General features: G+C 58.7%; 16 protein-coding genes and 3 pseudogenes. 7 read left to right on the top strand and 12 right to left on the bottom strand.

The genetic code is table 11. The annotated features are described in order from the left end of the window. Positions 1–13: 13 nt before the first annotated feature. From umuC to ACJ8PE_RS02755, 7 genes and pseudogenes are all read right to left on the bottom strand, one after another. Positions 14–1,330: a translesion error-prone DNA polymerase V subunit UmuC gene (gene umuC / locus ACJ8PE_RS02785; protein ID WP_047025430.1), complete on the bottom strand. Its 1,317-nt coding sequence runs from the start codon at positions 1,328–1,330 to the stop codon at positions 14–16. Positions 1,331–1,332: 2 nt separating this feature from the next. Further along, on the bottom strand, positions 1,333–1,767 hold the full coding sequence (gene umuD, locus ACJ8PE_RS02780; protein WP_047574693.1) for a translesion error-prone DNA polymerase V autoproteolytic subunit: 435 nt from the start codon (positions 1,765–1,767) through the stop codon (positions 1,333–1,335). 188 nt (positions 1,768–1,955) lie between these two features. Continuing rightward, positions 1,956–2,135: pseudogene (locus ACJ8PE_RS02775) on the bottom strand (SOS response-associated peptidase family protein); the annotation flags it as partial. A gap of 313 nt (positions 2,136–2,448) precedes the next feature. Next, complete coding sequence (locus ACJ8PE_RS02770; RefSeq protein ID WP_126502249.1) at positions 2,449–2,820, bottom strand: hypothetical protein; 372 nt, start codon at positions 2,818–2,820, stop codon at positions 2,449–2,451. Positions 2,821–2,895: 75 nt separating this feature from the next. Further along, positions 2,896–3,108 (bottom strand): annotated as a pseudogene (locus ACJ8PE_RS02765) (resolvase); the annotation flags it as partial. A gap of 117 nt (positions 3,109–3,225) precedes the next feature. Next, positions 3,226–3,471, bottom strand: coding sequence for a hypothetical protein (locus tag ACJ8PE_RS02760; protein ID WP_197793609.1), 246 nt, complete (start codon positions 3,469–3,471; stop codon positions 3,226–3,228). A gap of 14 nt (positions 3,472–3,485) precedes the next feature. Next, positions 3,486–3,677: pseudogene (locus ACJ8PE_RS02755) on the bottom strand (DNA polymerase V); the annotation flags it as partial. Between the two features lie 295 nt (positions 3,678–3,972). On the opposite strand from ACJ8PE_RS02755, the gene fdhD reads away from it, so the two are divergent. Genes fdhD through ACJ8PE_RS02740 form a run of 3 tightly spaced genes read left to right on the top strand, consistent with a single transcriptional unit; the run spans position 3,973 to position 6,788 of the window. Then, the gene (gene fdhD / locus ACJ8PE_RS02750) at positions 3,973–4,815 is read left to right on the top strand and encodes a formate dehydrogenase accessory sulfurtransferase FdhD (protein ID WP_033650829.1); all 843 of its coding nucleotides are present in this window, start codon (positions 3,973–3,975) and stop codon (positions 4,813–4,815) included. 58 nt (positions 4,816–4,873) lie between these two features. Beyond that, entirely contained in the window at positions 4,874–5,791 is a 918-nt protein-coding gene (locus ACJ8PE_RS02745) for a bestrophin family protein (protein WP_033643582.1), read from the top strand. 34 nt (positions 5,792–5,825) lie between these two features. Continuing rightward, positions 5,826–6,788, top strand: coding sequence for a Dyp-type peroxidase (locus ACJ8PE_RS02740; protein WP_033643584.1), 963 nt, complete (start codon positions 5,826–5,828; stop codon positions 6,786–6,788). A 26-nt stretch (positions 6,789–6,814) separates the two neighbouring features. On the opposite strand, the gene arsC is transcribed toward ACJ8PE_RS02740, so the two are convergent. The 3 genes from arsC to ACJ8PE_RS02725 all read right to left on the bottom strand — a co-directional run bounded on the left by arsC (position 6,815) and on the right by ACJ8PE_RS02725 (position 8,946). Next, positions 6,815–7,246, bottom strand: coding sequence for a glutaredoxin-dependent arsenate reductase (arsC, locus tag ACJ8PE_RS02735; RefSeq protein ID WP_197793608.1), 432 nt, complete (start codon positions 7,244–7,246; stop codon positions 6,815–6,817). Positions 7,247–7,260: 14 nt separating this feature from the next. Next, positions 7,261–8,550, bottom strand: coding sequence for an arsenic transporter (locus tag ACJ8PE_RS02730; protein WP_197793607.1), 1,290 nt, complete (start codon positions 8,548–8,550; stop codon positions 7,261–7,263). 69 nt (positions 8,551–8,619) lie between these two features. Further along, the gene (locus ACJ8PE_RS02725; RefSeq protein WP_197761255.1) at positions 8,620–8,946 is read right to left on the bottom strand and encodes a metalloregulator ArsR/SmtB family transcription factor; all 327 of its coding nucleotides are present in this window, start codon (positions 8,944–8,946) and stop codon (positions 8,620–8,622) included. A gap of 150 nt (positions 8,947–9,096) precedes the next feature. Here ACJ8PE_RS02725 and ACJ8PE_RS02720 point away from each other — a divergent pair, with 150 nt between their 5' ends. The 4 genes from ACJ8PE_RS02720 to ACJ8PE_RS02705 all read left to right on the top strand — a co-directional run bounded on the left by ACJ8PE_RS02720 (position 9,097) and on the right by ACJ8PE_RS02705 (position 12,067). Continuing rightward, positions 9,097–10,206, top strand: a complete 1,110-nt coding sequence (locus ACJ8PE_RS02720) for a YbdK family carboxylate-amine ligase (RefSeq protein ID WP_197793606.1) — start codon at positions 9,097–9,099, stop codon at positions 10,204–10,206. Positions 10,207–10,301: 95 nt separating this feature from the next. After that, entirely contained in the window at positions 10,302–10,481 is a 180-nt protein-coding gene (locus tag ACJ8PE_RS02715; protein ID WP_004935085.1) for a hypothetical protein, read from the top strand. Positions 10,482–10,694: 213 nt separating this feature from the next. Further along, positions 10,695–11,291 carry a hypothetical protein gene (locus ACJ8PE_RS02710; RefSeq protein ID WP_047025424.1) on the top strand — a complete coding sequence of 199 codons (597 nt, stop codon included), beginning with the start codon at positions 10,695–10,697 and terminating at the stop codon, positions 11,289–11,291. Positions 11,292–11,293: 2 nt separating this feature from the next. Next, positions 11,294–12,067 (top strand): DUF3307 domain-containing protein, encoded by a 774-nt coding sequence (locus ACJ8PE_RS02705; protein WP_197761251.1) that lies wholly within the window; start codon positions 11,294–11,296, stop codon positions 12,065–12,067. Between the two features lie 48 nt (positions 12,068–12,115). On the opposite strand, the gene mgtA is transcribed toward ACJ8PE_RS02705, so the two are convergent. Next, entirely contained in the window at positions 12,116–14,815 is a 2,700-nt protein-coding gene (mgtA, locus tag ACJ8PE_RS02700) for a magnesium-translocating P-type ATPase (protein WP_197793605.1), read from the bottom strand. A gap of 243 nt (positions 14,816–15,058) precedes the next feature. Continuing rightward, the gene (locus tag ACJ8PE_RS02695) at positions 15,059–15,757 is read right to left on the bottom strand and encodes an MgtC family protein (protein ID WP_025303346.1); all 699 of its coding nucleotides are present in this window, start codon (positions 15,755–15,757) and stop codon (positions 15,059–15,061) included. Positions 15,758–16,139: the final 382 nt, after the last annotated feature.

Here is a 16,139-nt window from a genome sequence, read left to right as displayed (position 1 = left end):
ACGCCGCCGGTTGTCACCCGCGGCGTTTTTCTTCCTTCGATTCGGCAGCGCGCGGCGCCCGCTCCCCCAACCGCACCAGCGGGATATCCGCCAGCCGGGTGGTGTAGGCCGGCGACAGCATGTCGCGCTTCATTTGCCACGGCTTGACGATCCCCTGCCCGGCGAACCACACGCGCCCGCGCCCTTCCTGATTCAAGCGATCGAGGGTCGCCATCAGGCGCTCGCTGTTGCGGCGCGGCGGGCAGTCGTCGAACAGGTCGATCTGCGCCATGGCGGCGGCGCTGAAATCCCCCAGCATCACGCCGCCCTTCAGATAACGCCGCCCCTCCTGCCAAATGCTCTCCAGCGCGCGCACCGCCATGGCGATGATGTCGCGGCTGTCGTTGCTCGGCGTTTGCAGCCGGGCGGTGCCCATATTGCTGTAATAGCCTTCGCCCGCCGAATGCGGGCTGGTTTTGATAAACACCGACACGTTGCGGCAATAGCGCTTTTCCTGTCGCAGCTTTTCGGCGGCGCGTTCGGCATAGCTGCAGATCGCCTCGCGCATGTGCGGGTAGTGCGTCAACCGCTGGCCGAACGAGCGGGAACAGATGATCTGCTCTTTCGCCGCCGCCTCATCTTCCCATTGCAGGCATGACTCGCCGCGCAGCTCACGTATCGTGCGCTCCAGCACCACGCTGAAGGTTTTACGCGCCAGTCGGGTATCGCAGTCCGCCAGCTGCAGCGCGGTGTGAATGCCCATCGCCTGCAGCTGGCGCGTCAGGCGGCGGCCCACGCCCCACACTTCTTCCACCGGAAGCAACGCCAGCAGTTTGCGCTGGCGCGCCGGATCGGATAAATCCACCACGCCGCCGGTGCCGCGCCATTTCTTGGCCGCGAAGTTGGCCAGCTTGGCCAGCGTTTTGCTCGGCGCAATGCCAACCCCGACCGTCAAATGCAGCTCGCGCCGGATGCGATCGCGCACCCGCTGGCCGAACGGTTCCAGCGCCTCGCAGCGCGCCACGCCGTCCAGCCGCAGAAAGGCTTCGTCCAGTGAATAGATCTCCACCGCCGGCGCCATCTCCTCCAGCGTGTCCATCACCCGGCGGGACATATCGGCGTACAGCGCGTAGTTGGAGGAGAACACCGCGACGTTGCGACGGCGCATCTCCTCTTTGATCTTGAAATAAGGCGCGCCCATCGGCACGCCCAGCGCCTTCGCCTCGGCGCTGCGGGCGATCACGCAGCCGTCGTTGTTGGACAACACAATCACCGGCCGCCCCCGCAGGTCGGGCCGAAAGATAGTCTCGCAGGAAGCGTAGAAGCTGTTGACGTCTACCAGGGCGAACATGGTTACAGCGCCGCGTAGACGATAAAGGTCACCACGCCGAAAATCTCCAGTTGCGCTTCGTCGTCGAACACGATGGGCGCGTAGGCGGGATTCATCGGCAACAGCCGCACGTCGGGGTGACGCTGCAGCTTTTTGACGGTGAATTCACCGTCCACCGCAGCGATCACGATATTGCCGTGCTCCGGCGTCAGGGCGCTGTCGACAATCAACAGATCGCCATCCTGAATATTGCCGTCGATCATCGACTCGCCGCTGGCGCGCACGAAGTAGGTGGCGTTGGGGTGCCGCACCAGCAGCTTGCCGATGTCCAGCCGGCCTTCGACATAGTCCTGCGCCGGGGAAGGAAAGCCGCAGGCCACGCGATCGGCAAACAGCGGTAACGTTAGGGGTTCACCTGGTGAAAAAGCATACAACCTTGAATTGCTCAGCATAATCATAACCAAACTGTATATTTATACAGTTAAGCATAAACAAAACGCGAACGCGTGCAACCCCCAATCCCCCTGCGGATCGCGCTTTCCCGCGTAATATAATAATTTTCTGAGCGATTTTTCCTGCAGCTTTTGGCGTTCTTCACGTGTGTTTGCACACATGATATCCACCAAAACTGTGGATAATGCGGCACTCAGACCGTTGGCGTATCGATGGGCAGGATGAGTGAGGGATTGTCATTGCGAACGGCGCCGACGGCGGGCGATACCGGTTGCCAGACGAAATCCTCTGCCTGCAGGCTGTACACATCAGCCTGCATTTGACCAGAGGGCGGGACTAAGCGGGTGTCGAGCCAGTCGCGCGCGGCCGTCGGTCTCTGCTGCGTACAGCGCCGCAAAGAACAGCGGCAGGCCTTGCCTCAGCAAGAGCCCACGGGAGGAACGGCGGACGGCCTTACAAAATGACGCCAATAAAATTGCGACTGGCAATGGCATCAATGGGACGGCCAGAGACGAAAGTCAGTACGTTATGCCAGGAGCTTGGGATAACCCGACAAACGCTGTACCGCCACATTTCCCCTGATGGTCCACTGCGAGCTGACGGTATAAAGCTGCTCAACCGGGGATAATTTTAGCGGACGGAAAAATCTGGGGTTCCGGCGTAGAACCCCGAATAAGGAATAATCCTTAATTCATTTCAGGATTATTAATTCCATCTAAAACCTCTCGGCAATATTCTTTTTTATAGGCTTCATCATTACTTAATGACTTAACCAAAAAATCAGCATTTTTCCAACCATTATCCCAATGCGTATCGAATCCTGACTGTTCATACTTTAATGTTCTAGTTAATGAGTCTTTTATTTGTTTTTTATATTTATCAATTTTCTCATTGGTTGCCCCACAAACATCATGTGCAACACGAGCATTTGAGCCAGAAAAACCTATTGCTGAAATTGCCATCGCTTCATTTGATTTGTCGAAATCATTCGCATATGCCACAGCATTAGATAAAGCGAATATGACAAGAGCAGGTATGATTTTTTTGTATGAAATCACCTTTCACCTCTAACTCATTGATTGTTCATGGGGTCAGTTGGGATATCGAAAATTATTGTACATTAAGGCTGCTTTTTAATCAGTCTCAACTTCTTTATAGAAGGCCTGAATGCGACAAACTTGGGAAGTACTGTAGCCTGTCGCGTCTGCTGTTTCTCGGATGCTCAGTTTCTTAATCTGTCGGTAGTACAGGACTTTCTGATGTCGTTCCTGATCTGCCTGCTTTCCCCGGTATCTACCCAACGTATGCGCCCGTTCAATTCCCGGCTTTTGCCGTTGGCGGCGACTTGATCGTTCCGTCCGCGCGCCACAGCAGCAGGCAGGGGGCGCGCAGGTTCGGCCAGCACAATCAGCATCCGTCGCTACAGCGGCGACGGCCGGCGGACGTTAACCGTTGCCACGATGTCACTCCTCTCTCTTATAGATGAGGACATGCAGGCGCAGCCGGTCGGCATCAACACGTTCATCCATTATTGTGTCCGGATAGCCCTGCAGCGCCAGACCGTACCAGAAACTCAGAATGACAGAAGCCTTACCCAACTCTAGGGTGTAACCCATCCCGCCCTGGTTCAGATTGCATTTTTTAATCGCATCTTCTGCTTCCCGGATCAGCTGCGCATAGCTGAGTGAAAAATTCAGTGCCTGATCCATCCTGCTCGCTCCATCTCACCGCTGGCACGCACGAAGTAGGTGGCGTTGGGGTGCCGCACCAGCAGTTTGCCGATATCCAGCCGACTCTCGACATAGTCCTGCGCCGGGGAGAGAAAACCGCAGGCCACGCGATCGGCAAACAGCGGTAACGTTAGGGGCTCACCTGGTGAAAAAGCATACAACCTTAAAGTACTCAGCATAATCATAACCAAACTGTATATTTACACAGTAATGCATAAACAAAACGCGAACGCGTGCAACCCCCTCCCCCCCGACGGATCGCGCTTTGCCGCGTAATATAATAATTTTCTGAGCGATTTTTTTTTACGCCTGCTAACGGTTTCACGCTGCCTTGCACACACGTTATCCACTAAAACTGTGGATAACCTGCAGGGCGTGATTCCCTACGCGAGCGGGATCAGAATCCTGTATAATGTCCACACCTGCTCAATAAGCATTCATCCCCGTCGGCGCCTCGTCACCGACGGTCACGAGAACGTTATGAACAAGCACCTACTCCTCGCAGAAACCGACGACATCGAACAGGCCTGCCTGTCTCGCCATGCGGTCTGGCAGCGCACCGATCTGGCTCAGGCGCAGCAGGATTGGCTGGCGGAAGAAGTGCCGGTCGCCCTGGTGTACAACGGCATTTCCCACGTGGTGATGATGGCGACGCCAAAAGATCTGGCGGCCTTCGCCATCGGTTTTTCACTGTCCGAAGGCATCATCACCTCCCCCGACGATATCTACGACATCCGTCAACAACCGGCCTGCAACGGCATTGAAGTGCATGTAGAGCTCTCGAGCCGCCGCTTTATGCAGCTGAAAGAGAAGCGCCGCAGCCTGGCCGGCCGCACCGGCTGCGGCGTCTGCGGGGTCGAGCAGCTGCAGGAGGTTGCTCAGCCCATCGCACCGCTGCCCTTCACCCAACGTTTCGATTTGGCCCAGCTCGACCGGGCGTTGGCTCAACTGCAGGAAGTGCAAACGGTGGGAAAACTGACCGGCTGCACCCATGCAGCGGCCTGGATCCAGCCGGACGGCGCGCTCAGCGGCGGATGTGAAGACGTCGGCCGCCATGTGGCGCTCGACAAACTGCTGGGTTACCGCAGCCAACAGGCCTGGTCGCAAGGGGCGGCGCTGGTCTCGAGCCGCGCCAGCTATGAAATGGTGCAAAAGTCCGCCATGTGCGGCGTCGAGATCCTGTTCGCCGTCTCCGCCGCCACCCGTCTGGCGGTGGAAGTGGCCGAGCGCAGCAACCTGACGCTGGTGGGCTTCAGCAAACCGGGGCGCGCCACCGTCTATACGCACCCGCAACGGCTCTGGCAATCGACAACGGCGGCATAGCGCCGCCGGATAAGAATCGACTATTCTCAATAGCAGGACACCAGGAAGCACCCACGTTATGATAATTCGCCCGCACCAGAACTGGTTTTTTCGCCTGTTCGCCTGGCACGGTTCCGTGCTGTCAAAAATTACCTTTCGCCTGTCGCTGAACGTGCTGATGTCGATAGTGGCGGTGATCAGCTACCAATGGTACGAACAGCTCGGCGTGCATTTGACCATCGCGCCGTTCAGCCTGTTGGGCATCGCCATCGCCATTTTTCTTGGCTTTCGCAATAACGCCGGCTACAGCCGCTTTGTCGAAGCGCGCAACCTGTGGGGCTCGCTGCTGATTACCGAACGCACCCTGCTGCGCCAGATCAAAAGCCTGCTGCCGGACGAACCGGCGGTGCAGCAAAAGGTCGCCAAGCTGCTGATCGCCTTTAGCTGGAGCCTGAAGCATCAGCTGCGCGGCACCGACCCCACCGCCGATCTGTACCACAATCTCACCGGCAACGAGCTGGCCGAAGTGATCGCCAGCCCGATGCCGACCAACCGCATCCTGCTGATGCTGGGCCAGGAAATCGGCAAATTGCGCCGTCAGGGCTTGCTGAGCGACATCACCTTCGGGCTGATCGACGATAAGCTGAGCGAACTGTCTCATACCCTCGGCGGCTGCGAACGGCTCGCCAGCACCCCGGTGCCGTTCGCCTATACCCTGATTCTGCAGCGCACCGTTTACCTGTTCTGCAGCCTGTTGCCTTTTGCCCTGGTGACCGATCTGCATTACATGACACCGTTTGTTTCGGTGTTCATTTCCTATACCTTCTTATCCTGGGACTCACTGGCCGAAGAGCTGGAGGATCCGTTCGGCGTGTCGGCCAACCATCTGCCGTTAAATGCCATTTGCAACACCATTGAGCGCAACCTGCTGGAAATGAACGACCAAAGCCCGCTGCCACCGCCGATGAAACCCGACGAGCACTTTAATTTGATCTGATCTATTTCACCCGAACACACTGGAGCCGAATGCAATGAATGCAAATAACACCCCGCCGCAAGCCGTATTCACGCCGGTCACGCGCCATGCCATTTTCATCGTCGCCACCCTGTCGCCCGTTCCCGCCCATCTGGCGGCGGTGCGCGCCTGGTGCGGCGATATCGCCGCCGTGGTGCGTTCGGTCGGCAAACGCGCGCCGGCGGGCAATCTCACCTGCGTCTGCGGCTTCGGCTCCGAGGCCTGGGATACGCTGTTCGGCGCGCCGCGCCCTCGCCAGCTGCATCCGTTCAGCCCGATCGGCAGCGGGGAGCGCGTTGCGGTCGCCACGCCTGGCGACATCCTGCTGCACATCCGCGCCGATGAAATGGATCTGTGTTTTGAACTGGCCTCTCAGTTGACCGCCAAGCTCGGCGACGCCGTGACGGTGATCGAGGAGGTGCACGGCTTCCGTTATTTCGATCAGCGCGCCATGATCGGCTTCGTCGACGGTACGGAGAACCCGGAGGGGCACGAAGCCTTCGACTACACGGTGATCGGCGACGAAGACGCGGCGTTCAGCGGCGGCAGCTATGTGCTGGTGCAGAAATACCTGCACGACATGCAGGGCTGGAATTCGCTCAGCGTGGAAACGCAGGAGAAGATCATCGGCCGCCATAAACAGTCCAACATCGAGCTGGATGAAGCGGTCAAACCGTCGTCGTCGCACAGTTCGTTGACCACCATCACCGACGAGCAAGGCAACGAGGTGAAAATTCTGCGCGACAACATGCCGTTCGGCCGCCCCGGCCTGCGCGAGTTCGGCACCTACTTTATCGGCTATGCGCGCTCCCCGCAGCCGATCGAGCAGATGCTGGAAAACATGTTTATCGGCCGCCCGGCCGGCAACTACGATCGGCTGCTCGATTTTAGCCACGCGGTGACCGGCACCCTGTTCTTCGTGCCTTCCGCCCCGCTGCTGGAAGCGCTGGCCGATCGCAGCGGCGCCGAACTGCACTGATTGGATGAAATGCGGGGCCGCAGCGATTAGCCGTTGGTTATCCTGTGGCCCTGCGCATCAATCACCGGCTCCCCGTCCTCTTTGCTGAAGGCGCCGCGCTGCGGATCCGGCAGAATCTCCAACACCACCTCCGACGGACGGCACAAACGCGTGCCGAGCGGGGTCACCACAATGGGGCGGTTGATCAGGATCGGCTGTTGCAGCATGAAATCGATCAGTTGATCGTCGCTCCAGGCACCGTCGTCCAGCTTCAGCTCGGCGTAAGGCTCGATGTTTTTGCGCAGCAACGCGCGCGGCGTCATGCCCATTTCGTCCAGCAACGCAATCAATCGTTCGCGGCTTGGCGGCGTTTCCAGATACAAAACCACCTCTGGCTCAACGCCGCTGTTGCGGATCAACGCCAACGTATTGCGCGACGTGCCGCAGGCCGGGTTATGGTAAATCTTGATGTCGCTCATGACGGTTTCTCCGGTCAGGGCAAAACGGACAACCGCAATGCCAGCGCGGCCAGGGTGACAAACAAAATCGGTAACGTCATCACCAGCCCCACGCGAAAATAATAGCCCCAGGTAATGACGATGTTCTTTTGTGCCAACACATGCAGCCACAGTAACGTCGCCAGGCTGCCAATCGGGGTGATTTTGGGGCCGAGATCGCTGCCGATGACGTTAGCGTAAATCATCGCCTGCCTGATGACGCCTTCCGCGCTGCTGCCGTCGATAGACAACGCCCCCACCAATACCGTCGGCATGTTATTCATGATGGAAGAGAGAAATGCGCTCAGGAAACCGGTGCCAAACGTCGCCGCCCACAGCCCCTGCCGTGCCAACGCGTCCAGCACACCGGAAAGCCAATCGGTCAAACCGGCGTTGCGCAACCCGTAGATCACCAGATACATGCCCAGTGAGAAAATGACGATCTGCCAGGGCGCCCCGCGCAACACTTTACCGGTATCGATCGCTCGCCCGCGTTTCGCCACCGCCAGCAAAACCAGGGCGCCGCAAGCGGCGACCAAACTGACGGGCACGCCGAGCGGCTCCAGGGCGAAAAAACCCATCAACAACAGCGCCAATACGGCCCAGCCGGTCCGAAACGTCGTGCGATCGCGAATCGCTTCCCGTGGCACCGGTAAACGCGTCAATGCGTAGCGCTGCGGAATATCCTTGCGGAAGAACAGATGCAACATCACCAGCGTCGCCGCGACGGCGGCAAGGTTGACCGGCACCATCACCGCCGCATACTCCGTAAAGCCCAGCCGGAAGAAATCCGCTGAAACGATATTTACCAGGTTGGACACCACCAGCGGCAGGCTGGCAGTATCGGCGATAAAGCCCGCCGCCATGACGAAAGCCAGCACGGCAGCAGGACGAAAACCGAGCGCCGACAGCATGGCGATCACGATCGGCGTCAGAATCAACGCGGCGCCGTCGTTCGCGAACAACGCTGCCACTACAGCCCCTAGCAGCAACATGTAGGTAAACAGCCATCGACCTTTGCCGTTGCCCCAACGTGCGACATGCAAGGCGGTCCAGGTGAAGAAGCCGCTTTCATCCAGCAGCAGGCTAATGATGATGACGGCGATGAAGGTCGCGGTCGCATTCCAGACTATCTGCCACACCACGGGAATATCACCGACGTGCACCACGCCGCTCACTAATGCCAATCCCGCCCCGATCGACGCACTCCAACCGATGCCCAGCCCTTTCGGTTGCCAAATCACCAAAATCAACGTCAGAATAAAGATTGTCCCTGCCACTATCATCGTCGCCTCGCTGCTTCTTCAAGTTTACATATATGTTTTTTCGGATATGTTAGGGCAAATTTTTTATCGTTACGGGCAACCTTTCGCCGCGCGTTGCACCAATTCCATCATCTGTTCTGATCGGCACTGATAAGCCTGCTCAATAATAGCCGCCGCCCAGGCCGGCATATGCGGCGACAGGCGATAATGTATCCACTTGCCATCGCGCCGATCGAGCAACAGCCCGCTTTCACGCAGCATCGCCAGATGTCTTGATATTTTTGGCTGCGGCAGCGCCAGTGCGCCCGACAGCTCGCACACGCACAGCTCGCCGGCGTGGCGCAGCACCAGCACCAGCGTCAGACGCGTCTCATCCGACAAGTTTTTAAACAGCTTCAGCGGCGTCAATGACGTCATGTCGCACTCCCGTTAACCTTTATCTGCTCCACAAATCGCTCGTGAAAATATCACCTTCATATTCGAAAAATCAAATATAAAACGCAAGGCGTTATCCCCAGCCCAACAACTTATACTTATCTTACGCTGTTTTTATGGGAAGGAGGCGCCATGCCGCTCACATTCAAACCGTCGGGAAGACTCTCCATCGGCACCGAAATAGAGCTGCAGCTGGTCGATGACGAGCACTACGATCTTACGGATCGGGCTGACCGGGTGGTCAGCGCGGTCGGTGACCGCCGACGCGTCAAACATGAGCTCACCAAGTCGATGGTGGAACTGAACAGCTCGGTGCACCGCGATCTCGATGCGCTGCACGCCGAGCTGCGCGCCCTGACCGATACCGTCCGGCGCAGCGCACGGCGCCTGGGCTGTGACGTCTGCGGCGGCGGCCGCCACCTGAGCAACGACTGGCGCAAGCAGGTCATCAGCGACAACGCGCGCTACAGGCAGCTGGCCAGCCGCTTTGGCTATCTCTCCAAGCTGGCCTGCGTATTCGGCCAACACATCCACCTCGGCGTCAACGACGGAGACGAGGCGATGTACCTGTGCCATGCGCTGACGCCCTATTTTCCGCAGCTGATCGCGCTCAGCGCTTCGTCACCGCTGTACCAGGGCGTCGATACGCGCTTTGCCAGTTCCCGTTTCAGCGCACAGAATTCTTTCCCCAATTACGGCTGCCTGGAACACATCTACAGCTGGCGCGAATTCAACGCCTACTATGACCGGCTGCATGCCGCCGGCGTCATCGACAGCGTCAAGGATATTTACTGGGATGCGCGGCCGAAACCGGAGCTGGGCACGGTAGAGATCCGCATCTGCGATACGCCGCTGCGCCTCGCGCACGCCACGCTGCTGGTCGGCTACTGCCGTCTGCTGGCCGATTTTCTGTTGCAACACCGCACGCCGATCGCGCCGGAGTACGATGCCTTCACCAACTACAACAAGATCAACGCCTATCGCAGCGGTTTCGCCGCCGAATACGTCGATCCCGCCACTCTGCGCCGCTGCAGCCTGACCGCACATATCCTGCACACCCTCGACTCGCTGAGCGGCTTCGCCGAGCGGCAGGAGGATCGGGCCGTGCTGCAGGCGGTCGAGCGCCATGTGCGCCGGGGCATCAGCGATGCGGAGCATATCCGCCAGATGTTGCACAACGGCCTGCCGCAAACCCAGGTCATCAAACGCCTGTGCGATGAGCTGTTGCAACCGGCAAGTTAAGTTTCGGCTATCGATTCCATACGCCAAAGCGGCTGTTCATTATGTGCTCTTTCGCTACAATCGTGAGCACTGACATTCACCGTATCGAGGACACTATGTACAATTTCTCCCGCTATCAGGCAAAAGAACTGGCGCTGGCTTACATGAGCGGCAAAAAGCACGATCTGTCGCCGCAGGAGTTTTTGCAGCAGCTGAAAAGCAGCGAAAGATCGTTTGAGCACCTGCTGAAACACGGCAGTGAAATGCCGCGTGACGTGCTGGTCAAAAGCTTCTGAACGGCCGGTCGCCGGCCTCTTTCCGTCTACGCCGCCGGTGGCGGGCCTGACAGGTCCGCGCATTCCCGGCCGCCTCTCTCCCTTTCTCTTCGCCCCCGACGTTTCGCCTCCACCGACCAACACTTGGAAAATTCGCCTTTAGAGACGAATTATTGACATATTCGTATTCAGGTGCGAATTTATAGTCATCCCCCATCCACAACGGATCACGCCATGCCGACGCCAATCAGCGTAATCAGCGGCGATCTGGTCGATTCTCGCCGGTCAGACACCGTCAACTACCTCAACGGGCTGCACAGCCTGCTCGATCGGCTGCAGCGCGACGGACGTCTGCGCCAGGTGGAAATCTTTCGCGGCGATGCCTTCCAGGCGCAGGCCGCGCCGGAGGACGGGCTGTTGCTGGCGGTGTATGTTCGCACTGCGCTGCGGGCGATGGGCGCCGCGCACTGGGATGCACGCATCGCCGTCGGGCTGGGTAGCCAACGGCCCGACGCCGCCGGTTACGGCAGTGCCTTTATCAACTCCGGCAGCGCGCTGGACGCCATGACGAAAAATTGCCGCCTGGCTCTGAAAACCGACAACGATCGGACAAACGCCATTGTCAGCGATCTGCTGCCGATGTTAGATCATGTCATTGGCCGCTTGTCGCAGACCGAAGCGCGCATCGTCCAGGCGAGAATGTTCGCCGACAGCGGCGCGGCCGTAGCCGAGCAGCTGCAAAAAGCCGCTTCCACGGTCTCCGCCACGCTCAAACGCGCGGCCTATGAGGAGATCATGCGGTTTATTCACGCCATTAACAGGATCGTCTGACTATGGATCTGACCTATGCGCCTTTACTGGCCTGGCTGTTGATCATCCATCTGCTGGCGGATTTTCCGCTGCAGCCGCTGAGTTGGGTGGAAGATAAAATCCAACATCGCGCGCGTTCGCGTTTTCTGCTGTTGCACGCGTTGCTGCATGGGGTGCTGGCCGCCTGGGTGGTGGCCGGTTTCGGCCTGCTGCACGGCGGGCTGTCTTCACTGCAGGTGCTGGTCAGCCTGCTGGTTATCGCCGTCAGCCACTACCTGATCGATTTGCTGAAAGTCACCGCCATGATCCGCCTGAGCCCGGCCCGCAGCTTTCTGCTCGATCAGGGATTGCATCTGGCGGTGATCGCCTTGCTGTGGCTGGGGCTGACGCCGAATGCCGGTGAACTGCTCGCGGCGTTGGGACGGCAACTGGGGAGTTGGCAAACCGGCCTGGTGCTGGTGGCCTACAGCCTGATTTATCTGCCGATGAGCCTGCTGATTGGGCAACTGCTGGCGCGCTGGACGCCGCAAATGCCGCCTTCGGCCAAGGCCGACAACGATTCGCTGCTGCGCGCGGGCAAACAGATTGGCTATCTGGAAAGAACGCTGATCCTGACCTTTGTGCTGCTGGGGCAAATTCCGGCGATCGGTTTTTTGCTGGCGGCCAAATCTATCTTCCGTTTCGGCGATCTGCGCCAAAGTGACGATAAGATGCGTACCGAGTATGTGCTGCTCGGCACGCTGTTTTCCTTCACGCTGACCATCATGCTCGGCCTGCTGGTCAACAAACTGCTGTAGCGGTGCGGGGGCGAAGAATTTCGCCCCCGAAGTGAACGCCGAGGCGGCTTAGAGCCACTCGCCGAAGCGGCGGATATAGAAACGCTTCATCAACTGTGCGACCACGCAGTAGCTGACCAGCGTAGCGGCCAACCACGGGAAGTATTCCCACGGCAGCGGCTGCAAGCCAACCAGGGCGCCGAGCGGCGAGAACGGAATGTAGATGCCGAGCGCCATCACCAACCCGGTGGTCAGCAAGACCGGCAGCGCCGCCGTGCTCTGAATGAACGGGATCTTCTGGGTGCGCAGCATATGCACCACCAGCGTTTGCGACAACAGCCCCTCAATGAACCAGCCGGACTGGAACAGCGCCTGGTGTTCCACGCTGTTGGCGGCGAACACGTACCACATCAGCGCATACGTCGTGATATCGAAGATTGACGAGGTCGGCCCAATCCACAGCATAAAGCGCCCGATGTTTTTGGAGTCCCACTTGCGCGGTTTGCGCAGAAACTCTTTGTCCATCTTGTCCCACGGCAGCGACAGCTGAGAAATGTCGTACATCAGGTTCTGAATCAACAGGTGGATCGCCAGCATCGGCAGGAACGGGATGAAGGCGCTGGCCACCAGCACCGAGAACACGTTGCCGAAGTTGGAGCTGGCGGTCATGTTCAAGTACTTGATGATATTGCCGAAGGTCTCGCGCCCTTTGATTACCCCCTCTTCCAGCACCATCAGGTTCTTTTCCAACAGGATGATGTCCGCCGACTCCTTGGCGATATCGGTACCGGTGTCGACCGAGATGCCGACGTCGGCGTCGCGCAGCGCCGGCGCATCGTTGATGCCGTCGCCGAGGAAGCCGACGGTATGGCCGTTGGCCTGCAGCATTTTCAGCACCCGCGATTTTTGCAACGGCGTCAGCTTGGTGAAGACCGTGCGCTGCTCCACTTCGCGCGCCAGTTCTTCGTCATCCATCTGTTCAATCCGCAGCCCGGAGAGCGGCTCGCCCGGCTCCAGCCCGACGTCGCGGCAAATCTTGCAGGTGATCACCGGGTTGTCGCCGGTCAGCACCTTCACCGTCACGCCATTTTCCTGCAGCACGGCGATCGCCTGCTGAGCGCTCTCCTTCGGCGGATCGAGGAAGGTCAGCAGCCCTTGCACCACCATATCGCGTTCGTCGGCCACGCTCAGCGGTTCGGCCGGGCGCTGCGCATCCAGCTCGCGCGTCGCCAGCACCAGCACGCGGAAACCGTCTTCGTTATATTCTCGGGCCAGCGCCTGCAACGCCGCACGGCGCGCGTCGTCCAGCACCAGCGTCTGATCGCCTTCGCGCACGTGGGTGGCGATCTCCAGCATCTCCTCCACCGCGCCCTTACAGATCAGCTGCTGGCGGCCATTCTCATCCGCCACCACGATCGACAAACGGCGGCGTACGAAATCGAACGGCAGCTCATCCACCTTGCTGAAACGCCCCAGGGCTTCAATCCCCGGTTTGCCGCGGCCAAAGCGGATCACCGCCTGATCCATCAGGTTCTTCATGCCGCTCTGATGGAAGCTGTTCAACCAGGCCAGGTGCAGCACCTCGTTATCTCTGGCGCCGTTGACGTCGATGTGGTGCTCGAGAATGATGCGGTCTTGGGTCAGCGTGCCGGTCTTGTCGGTGCAAAGCACGTCCATGGCGCCAAAGTTCTGAATGGCGTTCAGACGCTTCACCACCACCTTGCGACGCGACATGGCGATCGCCCCTTTCGCCAGGTTGGAGCTGACGATCATCGGCAGCATTTCCGGCGTCAGGCCGACCGCCACCGCCAGCGCGAACAGCGCCGCTTCGCTCCAGTCGCCTTTGGTGAAGCCGTTGATCAGCAACACCACCGGCACCATCACCAGCATGAAGCGAATCAACAGCCAGCTGACGCTGTTCACCCCGCGATCGAACGCAGTCTGCGCCCGTGTCCCGACGATCGACTTGGCCAACGAGCCGAAGTAGGTGCGCCCGCCGGTCGCCACCACCACCGCCGTAGCGGTACCGCTGGCGACGTTGGTGCCCATCAGACAGATGTTGGAGAGCTCAAGCAGCGCGTTCTCGCTGGACACTTCCCCTTCGCTCGACTTCTGCGCCACGTTGCCCATCGCATCGTATTTCTCGATAGGGATCGCCTCGCCGGTCAAAATCGCCTGGCTGATGAACAGATCGCGCGAGGCGATAAGACGCACGTCGGCCGGCACCATGTCACCGGCGGAGAGCTGGATGATATCCCCCGGCACCAGTTCGCGGATCGGCACTTCCAGCGTCAGCGGATGCGCGCTGTAGCTGCTGCGGCGCAGCACCGTGGCGGTAGTGCGCACCATCGATTTCAGCGCTTCCGCCGCTTTGTTGGTGCGGTATTCCTGCCAGAAACGCAGCAGCCCGCTCAGCGTGACCATGGTCAGGATGATAATGACGCCGGTGAGTTCAGTTTCTTCACCGCTCTGGAGCGGCAGCCAATAATCGGTAAAGAAACTGATCGCAGCCAGCACCATCAGCACGAAGATAAACGGGTTGTTGAAGGCCTTGATCAGCTGGATCAGGGCATGCGGCGCCTTGTCATGGGCGACCTGGTTGGCGCCGAATTGCTCCAGCCGCTCATCGGCGTCGTCCTGGGTCAAGCCGTTGCGGTTGCACTTCAGGTTCGCCAGCGTTTGAGCGATGCTGTTGGTGGCCTCTTGCGCAATGGCGTAGGTCACCGCGTCTTTATCACGGCGACGCGTTCTTTCATTAATCTGAGTCATAACGCTATTCTCTTATTTTAGTTCTGCGCACAGCGAAGCCCCGCCCGATAAACAGGTGACTATGCGCAGCTTGGAATTTTTTATTAGCGTGACTAAATGGCGGAATTACCCTGTCAGCCACGCTGGAATCATTTTCCTTCCGGGGTCATCGTCCATAACGCCTCCTTAATGTTCAGCGTTATTCAAGGCGTGCATGAATGAACCTGAACATATAATCAAGTTAATCAATATTTATATCATTAATCAGACCGGTAATTCGGACGCGACGCGCCAGCGAACGGCGCTCACGCTTTTTTCCAGACTGACGCGGCAGACAATACCTTCGATTTCTTTTTGCGCGGCCGGCGTAGCGGTAATTTCCGCGCACACTTCCAATTGCCCCGGGCTCGAAATATCGGCGCTGCGCAAGGATTGCAGCCGCAAGGCGACGCCGTTCAGCGCCTGCAGGATCAGGGTGCGCACCAGAATTTCGTCCTGCTCGCCGCAGGTCACCTGAATGCGATAGCACAGTTCCAGATCGGTCGCCTGCTGATGCGGCTGCAGATTGATGCGCTGCGCGGCTTCGCGCAGCAGGATATTGGCGCACAGGATCACCAGCGTAGCGACCACCGCATCCCAATGCTGGCCCAGGCCGCACAGTACGCCGATCCCCGCCGAACACCACAGCGTGGCGGCGGTGTTGAGGCCGCGAATATTAAGCCCTTCACGCATGATCACGCCGGCGCCGAGGAAGCCAATACCGGAGACGATCTGCGCCGCCACGCGGCCGGCGCTGGCCGGATCGGTGGACATGGAGCTGAGAATAAAGACCGCCGCGCCGGTCGCCACCAGCGCATTGGTGCGCAGGCCGGCCATGCGTTGGCGCCACTGGCGTTCGGCGCCAATGACCGCGCCCAGGCACATCGCCAGCAATAAATTCAAAACGAAAGGAGTCATAGCCATGACTGTCCCCTTAATTAACCGCAGGAGATAAAATCATGTGCTGTTTAGCACACGCGAAATCGCGCTGAAAATAAATCAGCGAATCAGCGTGCTGTGCCTGGAGGGAAAAGGCTGTGGCTGCAGAATACCATAATAACGTCCAACTCAATTCACCTGAAACCGTCAGGCATCAGGAAACGTTTCTTATTCGGGTATGCACAGCTCAGAAATAACTGGAGAGGGGTGCTGCCCGCCGATAACGGCAAGCAACAAATCAGAAGAGAATTGGTCAGCTTGCCTTATTTGTTTTATTACAACTACAACTGTCCAATTGGGTTTCTCCACTGAAATTTTGGCTGAGTATAGTGACGTCGGGTAATGAAGTAAAGGCTAATTTATTAAA

Origin of the sequence: Serratia sp. CY74737 (assembly GCF_052166775.1) — a bacterium.
Classification (GTDB): Bacteria; Pseudomonadota; Gammaproteobacteria; order Enterobacterales; family Enterobacteriaceae; genus Serratia; species Serratia ureilytica.
The sequence above is the reverse complement of the archived record's forward strand: the minus strand, read 5'-3'. Positions and strand labels throughout refer to the sequence as shown.